This is a genomic window from Streptomyces sp. NPDC057271, from assembly GCF_042668715.1.
In the GTDB taxonomy this organism is placed as follows: domain Bacteria; phylum Actinomycetota; class Actinomycetes; order Streptomycetales; family Streptomycetaceae; genus Streptomyces.
Genome location: NZ_JBHUYJ010000050.1, coordinates 24,272 through 42,673, shown reverse-complemented (window position 1 = coordinate 42,673; position 18,402 = coordinate 24,272). Strand labels below are relative to the sequence as shown.

General features: G+C 71.4%; 11 protein-coding genes and 3 pseudogenes. 5 read left to right on the top strand and 9 right to left on the bottom strand.

Annotated features, from left to right (window positions below; translation table 11 throughout):
• Nucleotides 1–81: 81 nt before the first annotated feature.
• Nucleotides 82–666: a snapalysin family zinc-dependent metalloprotease gene (locus ACFUJR_RS22790; protein ID WP_383171515.1), complete on the bottom strand. Its 585-nt coding sequence runs from the start codon at nt 664–666 to the stop codon at nt 82–84.
• A 253-nt stretch (nt 667–919) separates the two neighbouring features.
• Here ACFUJR_RS22790 and ACFUJR_RS22785 point away from each other — a divergent pair, with 253 nt between their 5' ends.
• Nucleotides 920–2,335 carry an amidase gene (locus ACFUJR_RS22785; protein ID WP_383171513.1) on the top strand — a complete coding sequence of 472 codons (1,416 nt, stop codon included), beginning with the start codon at nt 920–922 and terminating at the stop codon, nt 2,333–2,335.
• 459 nt (nt 2,336–2,794) lie between these two features.
• Here ACFUJR_RS22785 and ACFUJR_RS22780 read toward each other — a convergent pair whose 3' ends face one another.
• The 3 genes from ACFUJR_RS22780 to ACFUJR_RS22770 form a co-directional block, all read right to left on the bottom strand.
• Entirely contained in the window at nt 2,795–4,057 is a 1,263-nt protein-coding gene (locus tag ACFUJR_RS22780) for an FAD-dependent monooxygenase (RefSeq protein ID WP_383171511.1), read from the bottom strand.
• 134 nt (nt 4,058–4,191) lie between these two features.
• Nucleotides 4,192–4,440, bottom strand: coding sequence for a ferredoxin (locus ACFUJR_RS22775; protein ID WP_383171509.1), 249 nt, complete (start codon nt 4,438–4,440; stop codon nt 4,192–4,194).
• On the bottom strand, nt 4,437–5,630 hold the full coding sequence (locus tag ACFUJR_RS22770; protein WP_383171507.1) for a cytochrome P450: 1,194 nt from the start codon (nt 5,628–5,630) through the stop codon (nt 4,437–4,439). The genes ACFUJR_RS22775 and ACFUJR_RS22770 overlap by 4 nt, the downstream gene beginning before the upstream one ends.
• A gap of 190 nt (nt 5,631–5,820) precedes the next feature.
• On the opposite strand from ACFUJR_RS22770, the gene ACFUJR_RS22765 reads away from it, so the two are divergent.
• Nucleotides 5,821–6,150: a TfoX/Sxy family protein gene (locus ACFUJR_RS22765; protein WP_383171505.1), complete on the top strand. Its 330-nt coding sequence runs from the start codon at nt 5,821–5,823 to the stop codon at nt 6,148–6,150.
• 194 nt (nt 6,151–6,344) lie between these two features.
• On the opposite strand, the pseudogene ACFUJR_RS22760 reads toward ACFUJR_RS22765, so the two are convergent.
• The 5 genes and pseudogenes from ACFUJR_RS22760 to ACFUJR_RS22740 form a co-directional block, all read right to left on the bottom strand.
• A pseudogene (locus tag ACFUJR_RS22760) lies at nt 6,345–6,730 on the bottom strand (universal stress protein).
• Between the two features lie 240 nt (nt 6,731–6,970).
• Nucleotides 6,971–8,833 carry an NAD-binding protein gene (locus tag ACFUJR_RS22755; RefSeq protein WP_383171541.1) on the bottom strand — a complete coding sequence of 621 codons (1,863 nt, stop codon included), beginning with the start codon at nt 8,831–8,833 and terminating at the stop codon, nt 6,971–6,973.
• 478 nt (nt 8,834–9,311) lie between these two features.
• A complete protein-coding gene (locus tag ACFUJR_RS22750; RefSeq protein WP_383171503.1) occupies nt 9,312–10,178 on the bottom strand; it encodes an alpha/beta fold hydrolase in 867 nt (288 codons plus the stop codon).
• Nucleotides 10,179–10,327: 149 nt separating this feature from the next.
• A complete protein-coding gene (locus ACFUJR_RS22745) occupies nt 10,328–10,630 on the bottom strand; it encodes a DUF3040 domain-containing protein (RefSeq protein ID WP_383171501.1) in 303 nt (100 codons plus the stop codon).
• Nucleotides 10,631–10,727: 97 nt separating this feature from the next.
• Nucleotides 10,728–10,871: pseudogene (locus tag ACFUJR_RS22740) on the bottom strand (PucR family transcriptional regulator); the annotation flags it as partial.
• Nucleotides 10,872–11,035: 164 nt separating this feature from the next.
• Between ACFUJR_RS22740 and ACFUJR_RS22735 the strand changes: the two are divergent.
• The 3 genes and pseudogenes from ACFUJR_RS22735 to ACFUJR_RS22725 all read left to right on the top strand — a co-directional run.
• Nucleotides 11,036–11,275: pseudogene (locus ACFUJR_RS22735) on the top strand (flotillin family protein); the annotation flags it as partial.
• Nucleotides 11,276–11,449: 174 nt separating this feature from the next.
• Nucleotides 11,450–16,297, top strand: a complete 4,848-nt coding sequence (locus ACFUJR_RS22730) for a DNA repair ATPase (protein WP_383171499.1) — start codon at nt 11,450–11,452, stop codon at nt 16,295–16,297.
• A gap of 371 nt (nt 16,298–16,668) precedes the next feature.
• Nucleotides 16,669–18,207: an alanine/glycine:cation symporter family protein gene (locus tag ACFUJR_RS22725; protein ID WP_383171497.1), complete on the top strand. Its 1,539-nt coding sequence runs from the start codon at nt 16,669–16,671 to the stop codon at nt 18,205–18,207.
• Nucleotides 18,208–18,402: the final 195 nt, after the last annotated feature.

Genomic DNA, 18,402 nt, shown 5'->3' with positions numbered 1-18,402 from the left:
AAATGGGGCATACGACGCAGATGGCGGGGTGCCCGAGCGTGCATCACCCGGTCGGGCACCCCGCCGTCGTGGACCCCTGGATTACGGGGCGTCCACCAGGACCCGGCCGTCGGCGGGGAGGCGGAGGGCCGCGCCACCGGTGTAGGCGTACTCCACCCGGGCCCGCTCGGTCGCGTTCGGGACCGCGTTGGTGCAGCTCGTACCGGCGCTCGACCCGGACATCAGCTGCGAGCACGGGCCGGGCTTGGTGTCGGGCAGGCCCAGGCTGTGGCCGAGTTCATGGGCGGCGATACGGGTCTTGTCGTACCCCTGCGTCACCGCCTGGCTTCCGAGCTCGACGCGGACCTGTCGGCCCGGACGGACGGGTCCGAGGGTGGCCTGGGGCCAGCCGGTCGTGGCCACGATCACGATCTCGGCCCGGGTGCCCGGCGCGGCCTCGACCAGCTTGACGTTGCCGACGTTCGCGTTCCAGGAGGCGACTCCGGCCGCGATGGCGGCCTCCCAGCCGCCTGCCCTGCTGTCGTCGTAACGAAGTGTCACCGCCGCCGACGCGCTCGGCGTCGACGGTTCCGGTGTGGTGGCGGACGCGGCGGTCGCCGCCGTCGCGGTGGCCAGGACGACCGCGGCGGCGGTGGTGCCTGCCTTCAGCCATGGGGAGAGGGGCATGCTGCTCCTTCACTCGTGGGGGCTCGGAACCGGCGTGGAAGACGTGCGGAACCGAGAGTGCGGGAAGTTCGTAGGTATGCCCCCGCGGTTCGATCGGTCATGTACCTGACATGATCTGATGGAGCGTCAATTTCCTTGCGATGGCGCGGGGTCGGGGAACGTATCGCGGTGGGATTCCGAAATCCTCGCGTGTTACTTGACGGTAAGGAATGATGGCGGGCAACCATCCACACGGCCGGGGGCTGAGGCAGCGGTGACGACTTTCGACGAACGAACCACGGTGCACGCGTTCCGGGACGACGCCCTGGGAGACCACGACGCCGTCGGTCTCGCCGCCGCGATCCGGCGCGGTGAGGTCGGCGCCGCCGAGGTGGCACGGGACGCGGCGCAGCGGGTACGGGCCGTCGAGGGACGGCTCCACGCCGTCCAGGTGCACGTCGACCTCCCGGCGCACGCCGCCGGTGCGAGCGGCGGCCTCGCCGGGGTGCCGACCTTCGTCAAGGACAACACCGACCACAAGGGGCTGCCGACCGGCCACGGCAGCGCCTCCTTCACCCCGAGGGCCGCCCGCCGGCACGCACCGTTCGCCCGGCAGTTCCTGAGCAGCGGCGTGACCGTGCTGGGCAAGACCCGGCTGCCCGAGTTCGGGTTCAGCCCGACCACCGAGTACGAGGGCGCCGAGCCCGTCCGCAACCCCTGGAACACCGGCTACTCGGCCGGTGGTTCGTCCGGCGGCAGCGCCGCGCTCGTCGCGGCCGGGGCGGTCCCGATCGCCCACGCCAACGACGGCGGCGGGTCGATCCGGATCCCCGCCGCCTGCTGCGGACTCGTCGGACTCAAGCCGACCCGCGGCCGGGTCGTGGGGAACGCCCAGAGCCGTCAACTGCCGCTCGACATCGTCTCCGACGGGGTCGTCAGCCGCTCCGTGCGGGACACCGCCACGTTCCTCGCCGCCGCCGAGACGTACTGGCGCAACCCGAAACTGCCGCCCCTGGGCCTGGTCGAAGGCCCCTCCGAGCGGCGGCTGCGCATCGGCCTCCTCCTCCACTCGCCCAACGGGGTCCGCGCCGACGCCGCCACCCGCGCGGCCGTCACGGAGACCGCGACCACCCTCGAACGGCTCGGCCACACCGTGGAGCCGGTGGAGCTGGCCCTCGACCCCAGGTTCACCGAAGACTTCCTCACCTACTGGGGAATGCTGTCGTTCCTCCTCGGCATCACCGGCCGGACCCTCGGCGCGGACTTCGACCGGAGTCGCATGGACGGTCTCAGCCGGGGCCTGCGCGAGGCGTACCTGGCCACCTGGCGGCGCACCCCGGGCATGCTGCGGAGGCTGAAGCGGACGGAGCGCGCGTACGCGGCGGCCTTCCGCGGTCTCGACCTCGTCCTGTCGCCCGTGCTCGCCCACACCACTCCGCGGATCGGCCACCTCAGCCCGGCCGTCCCGTACGCGACGCTGATCGAGAGGATCCTCGCGTACGTCGCGTTCACACCGGTCAACAACGTCGTCGGCACTCCGTCGATCTCGGTGCCCGCCGCGAGCGCCACCGAGGACGGACTCCCCATCGGCGTCATGTTCTCCGGCCGCCCGGGCGGTGAACGGACTCTTCTGGAGGTCGCGTTCGCGCTGGAGGCGGAGCGTGGCTTCCGGCGCATCCAGGACGTGTGACGTCGGCTCCCCGAAGGCGCTCCGCCGGTCTGGCACGCTGCCCGTGTGCCCGTGTGCCCGTGTGCCCGTGTGCCCGTGTGCCCGTGTGCCCGTGTGCCCGTGTGCCCGTGTGCCCGTGTGCCCGTGTGCGCGTGTCGATCGTGACGGCGGGAAGCGGACGCCCTACGCCGGGGAGCGGACGTCCTGCTCGGCTCCAGGGTCACGGCACCGCGCCCACGAGGGAACCCTCGGCCTCAGGCCCCCCGACGGCGGCCTCCTCGGCACGGCCCGGCTGCCCGTCGCCTCACGTCGGTGATCTCTCGGCGTGGCTGCGGCGGCGTCGTCAGGGGGCCGACACGCGGGCGGGCCCGGCGCAGCCAAACGGGGGAGTTGGCGGCACCGGGCCCTACCCCCCACGGTACAACGCGCCGAGCGGTACAGGGGCCGGAATCGGCCAGGACATGTCCGCGGTGCCGGACCTCAGGCCGCGTGAGGTGTCCGGTGCTCCTGCTCCATGCGTTCCAGCTGCATCCGTTCCTGCATGTGTCCGAAGAACTCCTCCGGCCGCGTCACACCGGCCGTCACCCGGATGAACTCGTCCTGTGCCGAGCGGCTCCGGGTCACGGCCTGAAGCAACTCCTGCATCTCGGGCGGCGGCGGTTCCATCGTGGCGAAGTCGGCCGTGAACTCGTACATGCTCATGACCTCGGAGTCCCTCGCCTCCTGGCAGGAGCGCATGGCTTCCTCGAAACCCCGGCGGCCGGCGAACACGTCGTCGAGTGCTCCGGCGCACCGCTCCGCGTCCCGGAAGGCGTCCTGGATGCCCTGGGCGGTGATGGGATCCTTCAGGTAGCCCGCGTCTCCGACGAGGATCCAGCCGGGCCCGTAGGGCTTGCGGAAGTAGTTGGGGATGGCCGTGCCGACGAACCGCTCGGTCCGGGTGGCCTTCGAGATCCGCTCGGCGAAGGCCGGCGCGCGGGCCAGCGTCTCGTGGTAATTGCCTTCGATGTCACCGCGGTTGGCCTCGAAGTCCCGCATCGGCCAGGCACAGATGACCATCGTCAGGTCGTCGTGGGTGGGCCATGCCGCGAAGGCGCGGTCCCCGCGGTCGTACGCCTCGAACGTCCCGTCCATCGGCAGCCCGGCCCAGTACGAGTAGTAGTAGGCGTTGATCTTCGGCTTCTCCGCGTAGCCCGTGGCGTCCGTCGCCTTCGCGACGGACGAGTGGAGTCCGTCGGCGCCGACGACGATCCGGGCAAGGTCGGTGGAGGTCGTGCCGTCCTTGCCGTGCCCCTTGATTCCGGTGACCGCCCCGCCGTCGAACAGGATCTCCTCGACGGTGAACCCCTCCCGGACCTCGGCGCCCGACTCGGCGGCCGAGTCGACCAGGATCTTGTCCAGGACCGTGCGGCGCGGGGCGTACGAGACCTCGAAACCCTCACCGGAGGGGGACCCGGCGATGACGAAGGGGCCCAGGTCGAACGCGTAGGTGTCGATGGCGGGGCAGCCCGTTCCGATCAGCCGGTCCAGCAGTCCCCAGCGTTCGAGCGCGGCCAGGCCGGGCGGATGGATCATGTGCGTGGAGATCGTGTCGCTCGGGAACGTCGCCCGGTCGACGAGGAGGACCCGGTGACCGAGACGGGCCAGAAGCATGGCGGTCGGCGCACCCGCACACCGGGCGCCGACGACGATCACGTCATGGTCGTGGGATGTGGCGCCGGCCGTGCCGGCCGTGCTGGTCATGGACCTCACCTGCCGATCGGGCACACAGCGGCGCGGAATCGTCCGTGGCAGACGGGGGTGTCTGTGGCTGCCGCGGTGCCTCACTTCCACGCTAGACCAGGCCGGGTCACCGTTCCAGCAGGTGGCAGGTCGGCTCAGGTCCCGCCCCGGCCGGCTCCCGCCGGCCGGGAGTCGCCGGATTCCGGTTCGTGGAGGATGATCGCGCCGGAGGGGCAGACGCCGGCGGCCATCCGTGCGGCCGCTCGATCGGTGGTGGGCGGCTCGGTGTGCAGCAGGATCACGAGGCCGTCGTCGTCCTGGTCGAAGACCTCGGGGGCGGTCATGGCGCACATCCCGGCGCCGATGCAGCGCCCACGGTCCACGCTCAGGCGTGCCGTGCTCACTTCTCGTCCCAGGTGACCGGGAGGCTCTTCACACCGAAGATGTCCGCGGTCTCCGGGCGCAGACGGACCTCTTCGGCCGGGACGGCCAGGCGGAGCGTGGGGAAGCGGTCCACCAGCGCGCGGAACGCGACCCGCATCTCGACGCGGGCCAGCTGCTGCCCCAGACACTGGTGGATGCCGTGGCTGAAGGCAAGATGCCCGGCGGCCTGCCGCCCGAGGTCGAGCACGTGGGGGTCTGCGAAGCGGTCGGGGTCGCGGTTGGCGGTGTTGTACGACAGGACGACCGTCGTCCCGGCCTCGACGGTCTGGCCGCCGACCTCGACGTCCTCCAGCGCCGTCCTCATGAACGTCTTGGCGACGCTCAGATACCGCAACAGCTCCTCCACGGCCCCGTCGGTGAGCGCGGGGTCGGCGCGCAGCGCGGCGAGTTGGTCCGGGTTCCGCAGCAGCGCGAAGGTGCCCAGCGACAGCATGTTCGCGGTGGTGTCGAACCCGGCCGCCAGCAGGATCAGGCTGATCCCCTTCAGCTCCTCGTCGGTCAGGTCGCTGTCGGTGAGTTCGCTGAGCACGTCGTCGGTGGGCTCGGCACGCTTGGCGGCCACCAGCTGCGCGAGGTACTCCTGGGTCGCGGTGTAGGCGGCGACCAGCTCCTCGTCGCTCACCTCGCCGCCCATGAACGCGTCGATCTGCTCCTGGAAGGACGCCCGGTCCTCGTACGGCACACCCAGGATCTCGCAGATCACGATGGTGGGGATGGGCTTGGCGAACGCGGTCACCAGGTCGGCCGGCGGTCCGGTCCGCTCCATGGCGTCCAGGCAGTCGGTGGTGATCTGCTCGATGCGCTCCGTCAGCAGCCGCATGCGACGTACGGTGAACCTGCCCACCAGCGGCTTCCGGTAGCGGCTGTGCCGCGGCTCGTCCATGAGGAGGAACTCGCCGGGCGGCGCCGGAGGAAGCTCGAAGTCGACGACGTTCAGCAACTCCTTGCGCGAGCTGAACCGGGGGTCGGCCAGGACCGACCGGACCAGGTCGTACCCGGTGATCAGCCAGCCGGGTTTCCCGCCGGGGTGGGTGTAGCGGCTGATGGGACCGTGGCGGCGGGCCTCGACCAGCGCTGCGGGCGGGTCGAAAGGGCAGCCGGCCGGGCGCTCGGTCGGCATCGTCGCAACAGTGTGGAGGGGCTCGCCCATGACCATTCCTCGTCTCGCGATATGACGTGTTTGACGTTGATGGAAAGCTACGTTGCCTTCATGGTGTGGTCAATCATGTCAACGCGTATCTGCAGGTAGATGCAGGGGAATTGATGCAATGGCCTGCAGTCGAATGCAACGCTTCATTGCAATGACTGCAGGCGGGGGCAATGCGGGGGAGAGTGGGCGTATGGCGTACGACGAAGGTCTGGCCCAGCGGATCAGGGAGCAGCTCCGGGACCGGCCCGGCATCACCGAGAAGCGGATGTTCGGCGGGCTGTCCTTCCTGCTGGGCGGCAACATGACCGTGGGAGTGGTCGGCGACGAACTCATCGCCCGGGTGGGTACGGACGGTGCCGCGGAGGCGCTCGCCCGGCCGGGGGCCCGGCCCATGGACTTCACGGGCCGGCCGATGCGCGGCTGGGTGACGGTCTCGGGCCCCGAGCTCGCCGAGAATTCCGTCCTGCGGCACTGGGTGACGGCGTCGGTGGCCTTCACCGGCACCCTTCCACCGAAGTAGCCCGTGCCCTGGTCCTCGTCCGCTGCGGGAGCCGGCCTGCACCGCCTCGCCCGCCGCGCCGAAGGCGGCGACCCCGGACGCATGGACGCGGGCAGCCCGACACGTGACCGTCGCCCGCTCGACGCCGGCTCGGCTTCGTCTTGGTGGTCGTCACATCAGCGCGACGCGTGCCGCCCCGGCGCCTGGAGGGCGTGCTAAGGCATCCCAGGGGTGTCGTGACCGTCCCCCGGCGCACGGAGAATCAAGACGGGACACGAGGCGCGCAGCGCGCACTGCTGGCTCACGGAACCGAGCAGCAGCCGGGCGAAGCCGCCCCTGCCCCGGTTTCCGACGACCAGCAGCTCGGCGCTTCGGGCGCGGTGATCAATGCCTCGACGGCGTTCCCCCGCACCAGGTGCTCCTCCACCGGTACGTCATGGGGCGTGCCGAGAACCTCTCTGATCTCGCTGCTCAGCTTGCTCTGTGCCTCCTCGGCGTCGAGGGCCGCGTCCACCGCGGGGGCCGACCAGCCGATTCCTCCTGCGACGTCGTACGCCGCCACCGCCTCGACGCCCGCTCCGGCCATCCGCGCGTACTCCACCGCCCAGCGCAGAGCCGCGAACGAGGCCGGGGAGCCATCGACGCCCACGAGCGACCCGTTTCCCACCTGCTTCGGCCCGCATCTCAGGTCACTCCCTCCGATGGCCGACGAGACCCTTCGAAAGCCGCGAACCCGCCTCGGGTGCGCCTACCCAGACCGTTGCTCCGTATCCGGGAGGCTGATGGCCGAAGGCGCCTCCCGCCGACGGAGTCGAAAGGACGGTCTCCTGACCTCCGTCGATCAGAGCGGGGACTGCGCGTCCGAGGGGGCACTCGCGTGGTGTCGCCCCAGCAGTTCGGCGAGGCCACGGCGGGTCGCGGCGATGACGACGCGGTCCTCCGGTCGCAACATGTAGCCGGGGTGGAGGTCCCACAGCAGCTGGGGCTGCTCACCGTCGTGGCGGGTGGAGGCGAGGTCGGGACGGCGTGAGCCGGGGGAGGCGGTGTCGAGGGCGAGGACGCGCCACGCGCCGGGGCGGAAGGATTCGGCGACGGTGCGGCCCTCGAACTGCGGGTGGCCGGCGACGAGGAGGGCGGCGAAGACGAGGACCTTTCGTTCGACCGGGATCGCGCCGAGGATCTGGCGCCCCATCATGGCCCCGGCGAACGGGGGTGCCGCGAGGTGGGTGACGCTGCGGCTGCGCGTGAGGGCCCCGGGGTGGGCGGTCCGCAGCGTGCGGTAGACGGCAGTGGCGAACTCGTCGTCGTACAGCCGCAGGGCCACGCGCAGATCGGCCTTCACGGTACGGGCGTAGAGGACGGCCTCCAGATTGGTGGTGTCGGAGCTGGTGAGGGCGAGCAGGGCGTGCGCCCGGTGGACCTTCGCCGCCTCCAGGACGCCTTCGTCGGTGACATCGCCGAGAACGACCGGCACGTTCAGGCCGCGGGCGAGGGGGACACCGCGGGCGTCGGGGTCCTCCTCGACGCAGACGACGGGGATGTCGAGCTCCCGCAGCCGGGCGAGGACACGGGTGCCGACCTTCCCGAGGCCGAGCAGGACGACGTGTCCGGACAGCCCCCGGGGCGGTCGCCGCAGCGATCCGGCGGCGCGGAACGTGCCCAGTGCCTCCAGCGCCGCCGCGACGAGGAGCGGGAGCAGGGCGAGCCCGACGAGGCCGGACAAGAGCTGGAGGATCTGGTTCGTCGGCCGCGCGTCGAGCGCGGGGTCGTTGATCGCGAACAGGTCGAGCAGCGTGATGTACGCGGCGTGCACGGGGTCGGCGTCGGTGAGTGCGGTGGCGGTGAGGGTCAGAGCGAGTACGGAGGCGACCATGCCGGCGAGCGCCCAGCGCAGGCGGCTGGAGAAGAGCTCGCGCAACGGCGCCCCACGGCGCGCCAGACGCCGCACGGGCAGGGCGGGACCGGCGTACTGGACTGCTTCCAGGACGACACGGCCGCGCCCGGTGCTGCCCGCCACGGCCCGGTCGTCCGGCAGCAGGACCGGGCCCTGCGGCCCGCTGGCCTCCGATCCTTCGGCGCCCGCCGGGTCGGCCGTCGTGGACGACAGCAGCGCCAGGGTGCACAGACCTCCCTCCGGCACCTCGCCGCGCCCGGGCGGAGTGCGCTCGGCGGCTCGCAGAAGGACGCCGTCGGCCTGGACGACCTTGCTCGTGCCGGCGACGGCGGTGGCGGCGAGCGCGGGGGCCGCGGTGTCGGCGTCGGACAGGACGGTCGTCGAGGCGTCGAGGACAGCGCGGTCCATGCCGGGGGAGTGCACGAGCGCTGCCTGGTCGAGCAGCTCCTCCAGGTGCTGGCCGAGCTTGCGGTTGTACATGCGGACGACGAGCCGCAGCCCCGGGCTGAGGCGGCGGGCGGCGAGCGCGGCACGCAGGTTGGTCTCGTCGTCCTCGTACAGCAGCGCCAGCGCCTCCGCACGGTCCACTCCGGCCCGGAGCAGTGCCTCCCGGGTGGGGGCCGGCGCGGTCCTCACGTCAACGGGGACGATCGTGCCGCCGCTCGTCGTATCCGACGGCTCCGCGACCGGCTCGACGGTCTGCCCCTCGTCCCCTGTCTCCGTGACGACCAGGACGACCCGCTGCCGGTAGACCTCCCGCAGCTCGTCGGCCAGCCGGCGGGCGAGCCCGTCGTCGCCGCAGACCACCATGTGTCCCCCGGCATGCGCCTGCGCGTCTTCCTGATACGGCAGCGCCGTCATGTCTCCCCCTGCGGCGTCGTAGAGATGCGTGAGTGCAGCGGCTGTTCGCTGACTGTCGTCACCGACGGGCGCGGCCTCGTCGGCCACCGTGTACCAGAGACGCGACCGTTGCCAAGCTGGTGGGCCTGCACCACGGCACGCCGACAGATGCTGTCACCGGACCGCACAGGAGCGCACTGCCGGAGTCCGGCAGTCCTCACGTGTCGTTGACGCTGCCAGGTCGTGTCGTCGAGGTCCCGTCTGCCCGGCGGCGTCTGGCACGCACGCTCGCCGCGTTGTCGGTCGTCGGCGCAGCCCGCTGCGCTCTCCTCCCTCCGCCTTGCGATCGCACGCTCCCCCAAGCTCTCGGCTGCGCTCGAGCAGGGGGGACCCCCATGACGCCGCCGGGCCCCCCTTCGGGCGGACGACGCTACTGCGACGACACTCCCTAGCGCGCGCCCAGAGCCTCCGACACGACCAGAGCGATCCGATCCACTGCCTCGTCCAGGACCAGGTGCCCCGCGTCGCCGATGACGAGCAGGTCGGTGCCGAGGCGGAGTCCCGCGGCGCGGCGCAGCGCAGACGCGGGCAGGAAGGTGTCGTGCCTTCCCACGACCACGAAGGCCGGAGTCGTCCGGGCGGCCGTCAGGACGGACCGGGGCAGCGGCGGCGGAGCGAGGCTGCTGCGGCAGGACGCGCCCACGAGCGCCATCCAGTCGGCCAGGGCGCGCGGCGGCTCGGTGCCGGGGGAGACCATGTGCCGTAGGAGTCGCTCGGCGTTCGGAACGTCCGGACGCAGCAACCACGGAAGGGTCGCCCCGAGGACGGCGGGGCCGACCCGCAGCCCGACCAGCCCCGCCGGCGAGACCAGCACGCGCGCCGTGATCCGCTCCGATCGGCAGGTGAGCGTGATCGCGCCGCCCAGCGAGTGGCCCACGACCACCGCGCCCCGGGGCGCGACCCGGTCCATGACCTCCGACAGCCAGCGCCCGTACCAGGCCGTACGGTCGCGCCTGGGCCGAACGTCCGCACTCAGACCGGGCTGCCCCGGCACGTCCAGCGCGATGACCTGACCGACGGCTGACAGGGACTCCAGCGTGTCCAGGGAGACGGCGGCGTTCATGTTCGTCCCCGGTACGAGGACGATGCCCGGAGTCCCCGGAGCCGGGGCGGGCCCCACCGTCGTCACGTGGGTTACCCCCGCAGAGGTGTCGACACACGAGCGGGTGTGGGGCACCGGCCACGCGTCGAGGCGTCTCTCGCACCAGGCGTGTACGCGGTCGCGTGCGGCCGCACTGCGGTAGATCGATCGCATGGCGGCATCGTAGAACCACGTACTCGGACCGCATCGCGCCAGGCGCCGATCCCGACGGGGAGTCCGCGTGAGCCCATGGGCGAGCTGGACACTCCCGGCCACCGGTGCCGCGCTCGACCTCGCGCCGGGCATCGCCACACCGGACCCCGTCACCAGTACGTGGTGAGCACGGCGGAGTGCGCCGCCGGCCGGGTGACCTCCCCGTCGGGGGGCGCCGGCGGCGAGTTCAGAGCGGCTGTGAGAATCAGTCCCAGGAGGGCGATCACGGCCAGGACGACCGCTGCCACGAGCCGGGGATCACGCCGTGAAAGGCGGGCTCTCCCGGATCGCTCCGGCTGCCCGGGAAACTGCTGGTTCAGCGTCTCCATCGTGGCGCTGAGGGCGGGATCGTCGTGTGTGAGCCCCCGCTCCATGTCCGCGAGAATGCGCTCGTCATCTGCGGGGTGACTCATCGTGACCCCCTCCACCTGCCGCTGCGGGAAGTCCTACCGTCAGTGTGCCCTTCCGGTGCCGCCTCGACGCGTCGAGCGGTCACCGACCCTCGTCGGGTCACCCGAGGAGTCGGGCTCCGATGACGGCTGTCCGGAGGGTGTGGCGCTGGACCGGATCGCCGGGGTCGGCGCCCGTCAGCTGTGGGATGCGGCCGAGGCGGTACGTCAGGGCCCCGATGCCGGGGTTCGGGCGGCGGGCCGCCGGGGGGCGTCTCTGGCATCAAGAAGACGTCAAAGACTGCCGGTTCACGGCAATGTCGACGCGGCCTCTGCTGCGCCAGAATGGTCGTCGAGAGGGCACGGGCATCGCGCCGATGCCTGGACCAGGAAACTTCGAGACATCACGGGGGGATCGATGGGCGAGCCGCCGAAGCCGTCGGCACCCGGGAGAAGGCCCTGGCGGAGGCGACCGCGGTCGGCGAGAAGCTGAAGGCGGAAGCCGCGGGTCTGACCGGGAAGGCGACCGCGATGGCGGCGCTCGACGAGGCGTCCCGTACCCATGAGGAGTACCGGCCGCGTCTGGAGGCGGAGAAGGACATCCGTCCGGCAGGGCTCGAAGTGCAGCGGCAGGTGGCAGAGGCGCAGGCCACGGTCCTCACGACCGGTCCGGGTTCCTGGACGGGTCGGCTCCAGCGGCCCCGGCCGACATTCAAGGGCTGAACGGCGCCGTCAAGAACCGACCGCCCACGGGGGAGCGGTCACAGCAGGGTCCGGTGCCGGCAAACGGGGGAGTTACCGGCACCGGACCCGTATCCACCACGGTACAAGGAGCGGAACGGGATGAGCGCGGGAATCGACCAGGACACGTACGCGGTGTTGCGCGACCGTCTTGTCGCGCAGGCCGGTGAGCTGGCCCGGCGCGCCGAGGCCCTCAACCGGGCGCGGATCACGGAGTTCGGTTCGGGCGAGCTGACGCTGACGGGCACCGGCCGCATCCGCACCGAGAGCAACGGCCTGCCCCGGGACATCGTCGCCGTCGGCGAGGACGTCCTGCTCTTCGGTCGCCACACGAGCACCGCGGGGCGGGCCGAGACCTCGGTCTCCGATGTCTTCACGCTGTACGACCGCGAGCTGAACCCGCTGCCCGAGGGCGCGGTGCCCGGCCTCCTCGACGACCCGGACTTCGTGCGGGAGTTCACCGGCCTGCACCGCTACTTCCGGGGCGCGCGTCTGCTGCGGCTGCGCCGCCTGGACGGCCGTCTCCTCGCTGTCTTCCAGACGGGAGAGCAGGCCGACGACCTCCGCGTCCTGCGCTGGTCCGTGGGACCGGCGGGCGAGACGCGTTTCCTCGACGCCCAGGGCGAGCGCGACCACGTCTTCCCTCCCTCCCACGACGTCGACTGGGTGGAGACGACCCGCGACGACCACGTGCTGGGCCGGCACCCGCACATCTCGCTCGACGGCCTCCTCTTCGTCTCCACGGTCGGCGGGGCGTTGACGGTGAAGACGGAGAACGACACCGAGACCGGCGAAGGTGTCCACAGCGAGGCCGTCGACGAGCCCCTCCAGTCCCTGGCCGACGCGGAGGTCGCGTACGCGACGGTGGGCGCCCTGATCGTGGTGCGCGTCCGCCCGTACAAGGAGGAGACCCGACGCCATCTCGTCTTCAACACCCTGACTGGCACCGTGGTCCGCCTCGACGGCATCGGACAGGCATGCCTTCGGCTGCCCGAGGACGAGGGCGTCGTGTTCCCCGGCGGCTACTGCCTCGCCTCCGGCACGGTGAAGACCTTCGACACGGACTCGGCGCAGCTGACGTTCGAGCGGGCGATCCGCTCACCCAACGGCGAGGACATCCTCTTCGCCTTCCACGCCCAGGAGACGGGCCGGAGCCTTCTCCTCCCGTACAACCTGATCCGCAAGGAGATCGCCACCCCCGTCTCCTGCCGCGGATACGCGCTCCTCGACGACGGGACGATGGTCGTGCTGCGCGCCGAGGACGGGGAGCCCGGCCGCGTGCACCCGGCGCAGATCTGGCGGACGCCGTACGTGGCCGACACCCATGTGACGCCACCGAGCGAGGGGCCGCTGGCCCGGATCGGCAACGCGGACCTCGTCCGGGGCATCTCCGACTGCCTCGCCATCGCCCGGCAGGCCGTCGAGCTGACGCCCACCGGCGCGGTGTACGAGTCGCTGGCCGCCGCGTGCGAGCGCGCCACCGACGTTCACCACTGGCTGGGCGACCCCGAGACGGGCGACCTGCACGGTCCGCTGGCCGAGCTGCGGGGCACCGCCGCGCAGGTCCTCGACGAGTTCGAGACGGTGACCACACTCACCCGGCAGGCGACCGAGGCGCTGGCCGAGTCCGCCCAGCAGATCACCCGGCTGGTCCGGCGCATCCGCGGCGAGGCGCCCGCCACCGCCGAGGAGTGGATCTCAAGGATCACCGAACTGCGCCAGGCCCAGGGGCACCTGGTGACCCTGAAGGAGATGCGGTACGCCGACACGGAGAGGATCGACACCCTCGCCGCGGACGTCGAGGCCGACATCGACTCGGCCGCGCAGCGCGCCGTCGCGTTCCTCCGGCGCGAGGACGCCTTCACCGGCCACCACAGGGAGGCGGAATCGCTCGCCACCGAGGCCGGGGAGCTGACCACCGTCGCCGAGGCGGGCCCCGTCGGCGACCGGCTCGACGAGCGCACCCTCGGGCTGCGGACGCTCAGCGAGATCGTCGCCGGGCTCGACATCGGCGACGCGACCGTACGCACGTCGATCCTGGAGCGGATCGCCGACGTCCTCGGCTCGCTCAACCGCGCCCGTGCCGTTCTCGCCTCTCGGCGTGCCGACCTCCTCGACCAGGAGGGACGGGCGGAATTCGCCGCCGAGCTGGCCCTGCTCGGGCAGGCCGTCACCGGCGCCCTGGCGGCGTCGGACACCCCGGAGCGCTGCGACGACCAGCTCGGCCGCCTCCTGCTGCAGCTGGAGAACCTCGAGTCCCGCTTCGCCGAGCACGACGGCTTCCTGGCCGGCATCGCCGAGAAGCGGACCGAGATCTACGACGCCTTCACCGCCCGCAAGCAGTCCCTCCAGGACACCCGCGCACGCCGCGCGGAGCGCCTGGCGGAATCAGCGGGCCGCGTTCTGGAGGCGATCGCACGGCGGGCCTCCACCCTGGGCGGCCTCGACGAGGTGCACACGTACTTCGCCTCGGACCCGATGGTGGGCAAGGTCCGGCGCATCGCGGCGGAGCTGCGGGAACTCGGCGACCAGGTACGGGCGGAGGAACTCGACGGCCGCCTCGGAGCCGCCCGCCAGGAGGCCGGCCGCGCACTGCGGGACCGTACCGACCTCTTCTCCGACGGCGGCGACACGATCCGGTTCGGCCGGCACCACTTCGCCGTGAACCGGCAGGCCCCGGAACTGACGCTCGTACCGTACGAGGACACCCTCGCCTTCGCGCTGACCGGCACCGACTACCGCGCCCCCGTCACCGACCCGGAGTTCGCCGCGACCCGGCCGTGCTGGAACCGGGCGCTGCCGTCGGAGTCGCCCGAGGTGTACCGCGCCGAGCACCTGGCCGCACGCCTGCTGGCCGAGCACGGCGCGGACGGCCTGGCCGGCGCGGACATCGCCGAGCTCGCCCGGCGGGCGGCCGAGGCCGCCTACGACGAGGGCTACGAGCGCGGCGTCCACGACCATGACGCGACGGCGATCCTGGAGGCGGTGCTCAGGCTCCACGAGGGTGCCGGACTTCTCCGGCACCCGGCGAAGGCGCGCGCGGCCGCCCAGACCTTCTGGGCCCACTCCACCACCGTGACGGCCCGCGACCAGTGGACCCGGCGTGCGGTCTCACTGAACCAGGCCCGTGACCTCTTCGGCTCGGCATCGGCCCTGGACGGGCTCCGGCTGGAGCTGGCCGAGGAGATCGGCGACGCGGCCGCCGCCGACTACCTGATCGCGGAACTGGCCTCCGGTCCGGCGGGCTTCGCCGTCTCCGACCGTGCCCACGCACTGCTGGACAAGTTCCGCCGGGTCGTCGTCGACTCCGTGTACGGCGACACCCTCGCCGCCCTCACGGAGCCGGGCGCGCGCCGGCAGCTTGTCGAGGCATGGCTCACCTCGTACGCGTCGGCCTCCGGAGAGCAGCTCGACGAGGGCGTACTGGCCGAGGCCGTAGCCGTCGAGCTCACCCCGGGCCTCGACCGCTATGAGATGAGCGCCCCGACCACGACGACCGTCACCGGCCTCCTCGGCACCCACCCCCGCGTGGCGGGAAGCACGATGCAGCTGCGCCTGGACGAGTACCTGGCCAGGACGCGGGCCTTCGCCGACGAGGACGTGCCCGCCTTCCGCGCCTACCAGCAGCGCCGGGCCGAGCTCGTCACGGCTGAGCGCGCTCGGCTGCGCGTGGACGAGTACCGGCCCCGCGTCATGTCGTCCTTCGTCCGCAACCGCCTCGTGGACGAGGTCTACCTGCCGCTGATCGGCGACAACCTCGCCAAGCAGCTCGGCGCGACAGGCGACGCCAAGAGGACCGACTCCCACGGCCTGCTCCTGCTCCTCTCCCCGCCCGGCTACGGCAAGACGACACTGATGGAATACGTCGCCGACCGCCTCGGCCTGCTCCTGGTCAAGGTCGACGGCCCCGCTCTCGGCCAGGACACGACCTCCCTCGACCCCGCCGACGCGCCCGACGCCGCCGCCCGCCGGGAACTGGAGAAGATCGCCTTCGCGCTCGCGGCGGGCAACAACGTGCTCCTGTACGTGGACGACATCCAGCACACCTCGCCGGAGTTCCTGCAGAAGTTCATCCCGCTCTGCGACGCCACCCGCACGCTGGACGGCCACGACCTGCGCGGCAAGCGCTTCGCGGTCTGCATGGCCGGAAACCCGTACACGGAGTCCGGGCAGCGCTTTCGGGTGCCGGACATGCTCGCCAACCGGGCCGACGTGTGGAACCTCGGCGACGTGCTGACCGGCAAGGAGGACGCCTTCGCACTCAGCTTCGTCGAGAACGCCCTCACGTCCCACCCCGTCCTCGCCCCGCTGGCGGGCCGCGACCGCGCCGACCTGGAGCTCCTGACCCGCCTGGCGGCGGACGACCCGACAGCGCGCCGTGACCGGCTCACGCACGCCTACGCCCCCGCCGAACTCGACCGTGTCCTCGCCGTCCTGCGTCACCTGCTGACCGCCCGCGAGACCGTTCTCGCCGTCAACGCGGCTTACATCGCCTCCGCCGCCCAGTCCGACGACGCCCGCACCGAACCGCCCTTCCGGCTCCAGGGCTCGTACCGGAACATGAACAAGATCGCAGCCCGCCTCTCACCCGCCATGAACGACGCCGAACTCGCCGCCGTCATCGACGACCACTACACCGCCGAGGCCCAGACCCTCACCAACGACGCCGAGGCCAACCTCCTCAAGCTCGCCGCGCTGCGGGGCACCCTCACGGCCTCGCAGGCCGTCCGCTGGTCGGACGTCACCGCCGCCTACACGCGCACCCAGGCGCTCGGCGGCGCCGGTGAGGACCCCCTGATCCGGGCGGTCGCCGCCCTCGGCCTGCTCGCCGACCGCATCACGGCCGTCGAAACGGCGATCACCCGGGCGGCGGACCCTCGTCATCTCCTCGCGCGCCCGGCCGGACGGCACGCCGCGTCGCGGTTGCGTGGAGACGAGGCGGAGAACTGACGCATGAACATGTGCATGGACCCGTACGCTCCTGACCTGCGGAGATAAGTGCACTGTGAACGGACAGTGTGTCCGGATAACGGTCACATCACGCTTGCTGGGATTTTCGAAGATCACCGTACGTTATGTGATGTCCATCACGCTGCGCGGGGCGGATGTCGTGGTAGGAATGCGCAACTTCGCAGGTGGCACCACCCCTCGCCACTCCTGCGAAGTGCCGGCACGCACCGGCAGCACGACCAAGGTGATCACGTTCCGAGTCCGTGGACGTCGACCCTCGAGTCGCCGATCGGACAACGGCGTTCGCTCAAAGCCCGCACACCCACCGGCAGCCTCCCGCACGCCGGTCCTGCGTTACTGAGGTCCCCACCGTGTCACTCGATTCCTTCACTCAGTCCGTCGACAAGGCTGTCAGCGGATTCTTCGAGCCCATAGCCAAATGGCTGGGCGAGGTCGTCTTCTACTCCGTTCCTGTCGGGGGTACGGAGCTTCCCCTCATCGTTGCCTGGCTCGTCGTCGCCGGTCTGGTCTTCACCGGCTGGTTCGGCTTCGTGCAGCTGCGCAAGTTCAAGCTCGCCGTGAACGTGGTGCGGGGCAAGTACGACGAGAAGGGGTCGACCGGTGAGGTCAACCACTTCCAGGCGCTGACCGCCGCCGTCTCCGGCACCGTGGGCCTCGGCAACATCGCCGGTGTGGCCGTCGCCGTCTCCATCGGTGGCCCCGGCGCCACGTTCTGGATGATCCTCTGCGGTCTCCTCGGCATGGCGACGAAGTTCGTCGAGGTCACCCTCGGTGTGAAGTACCGCGAGGTGCACGCCGACGGCACCGTCTCCGGCGGCCCGATGCACTACCTGCCCAAGGGTCTCGCCGAGCGCTTCGGCAAGAACGGCAAGACGCTCGGCAAGGTCCTCGCCGTCCTCGCCTCGTTCTTCGTGCTGTTCTTCGGCCTGTTCGGCGGCAACCTCTTCCAGGTCAACCAGTCCTACGCGCAGCTGGTCTCCGTCACCGGCGGCGAGAGCGGCCTGATGGGCTCCTCCGCGGGCGCGCTGTTCTTCGGCATCCTGATCGCTGCGCTCGTCGGCATCGTGCTCCTCGGCGGCATCCGTTCGATCGCCTCCGTCACCAGCAAGCTCGTCCCCGCGATGGCCGGTATCTACATCGCCGCCTGCCTCGTCGTCATCCTGGTGAACGTCACCGCCGTTCCTGCCGCGGTCTCCACGATCATCGAGGGCGCCTTCAACCCGCAGGGCGTCGCCGGCGGTGTGCTCGGCGCGCTGATCATCGGTTTCAAGCGGGCCGCGTTCTCCAACGAGGCCGGTCTCGGCTCCGCCCCGATCGCGCACTCCGCGGTCAAGACCAAGCACCCCGCGAGCGAGGGCCTGGTCGCCCTGCTGGAGCCGTTCATCGACACGGTCGTCATCTGCACCATGACCGCCCTGACCATCGTCATCGCCAACCCGGCCAGCTATGTCGAGGTCCGCGAGGGTGGTGACTCCATCGGCGGCGTCACGATCACGTCCGACGCCTTCGGCACCGTCCTGCCGTGGTTCCCGTACATCCTGACCATCGCGGTGATGCTGTTCGCGGTCTCCACGGTGCTGACCTGGGGCTACTACTGCATGAAGGCCTGGACGCACCTCTTCGGCCGCAGCAAGGTCAGCGAGGTGACCTTCAAGGTCTTCTACACCCTGTTCGCGGTGGCCGGCTCGCTGCTGACCCTGCAGACGCTGATCGACATGGCGGACGCGGTGCTGTTCATGCTGGCGGTCATCAACATCATCGGCCTCTACCTCCTCGCCCCGATCGTCAAGCGGGAGCTGAACACCTTCCTCGCCTTCGTGAAGAAGCGTGAGTCCGGCCTCGACGCGGACGACGACGAAGACCAGGAGCCGGTGAAGACCACCGTCTGACCGCCCCCGCGGCCCGGCTTCCGAAGGGCCCTGTCCCCACCTCGCGCCTTGGTGGGGACAGGGCCCTTCAGCGTGTTCCAGCAGGTGAGAGACGCCTGGTGAGGCTCCCGCGCGCCCGATAGGGTGTAAACAACGCGTCAAACGGAATGACGCTGGTGTGCCGGGAAGTCTGGTCGGCGTCCGAGGGCCCGTGTG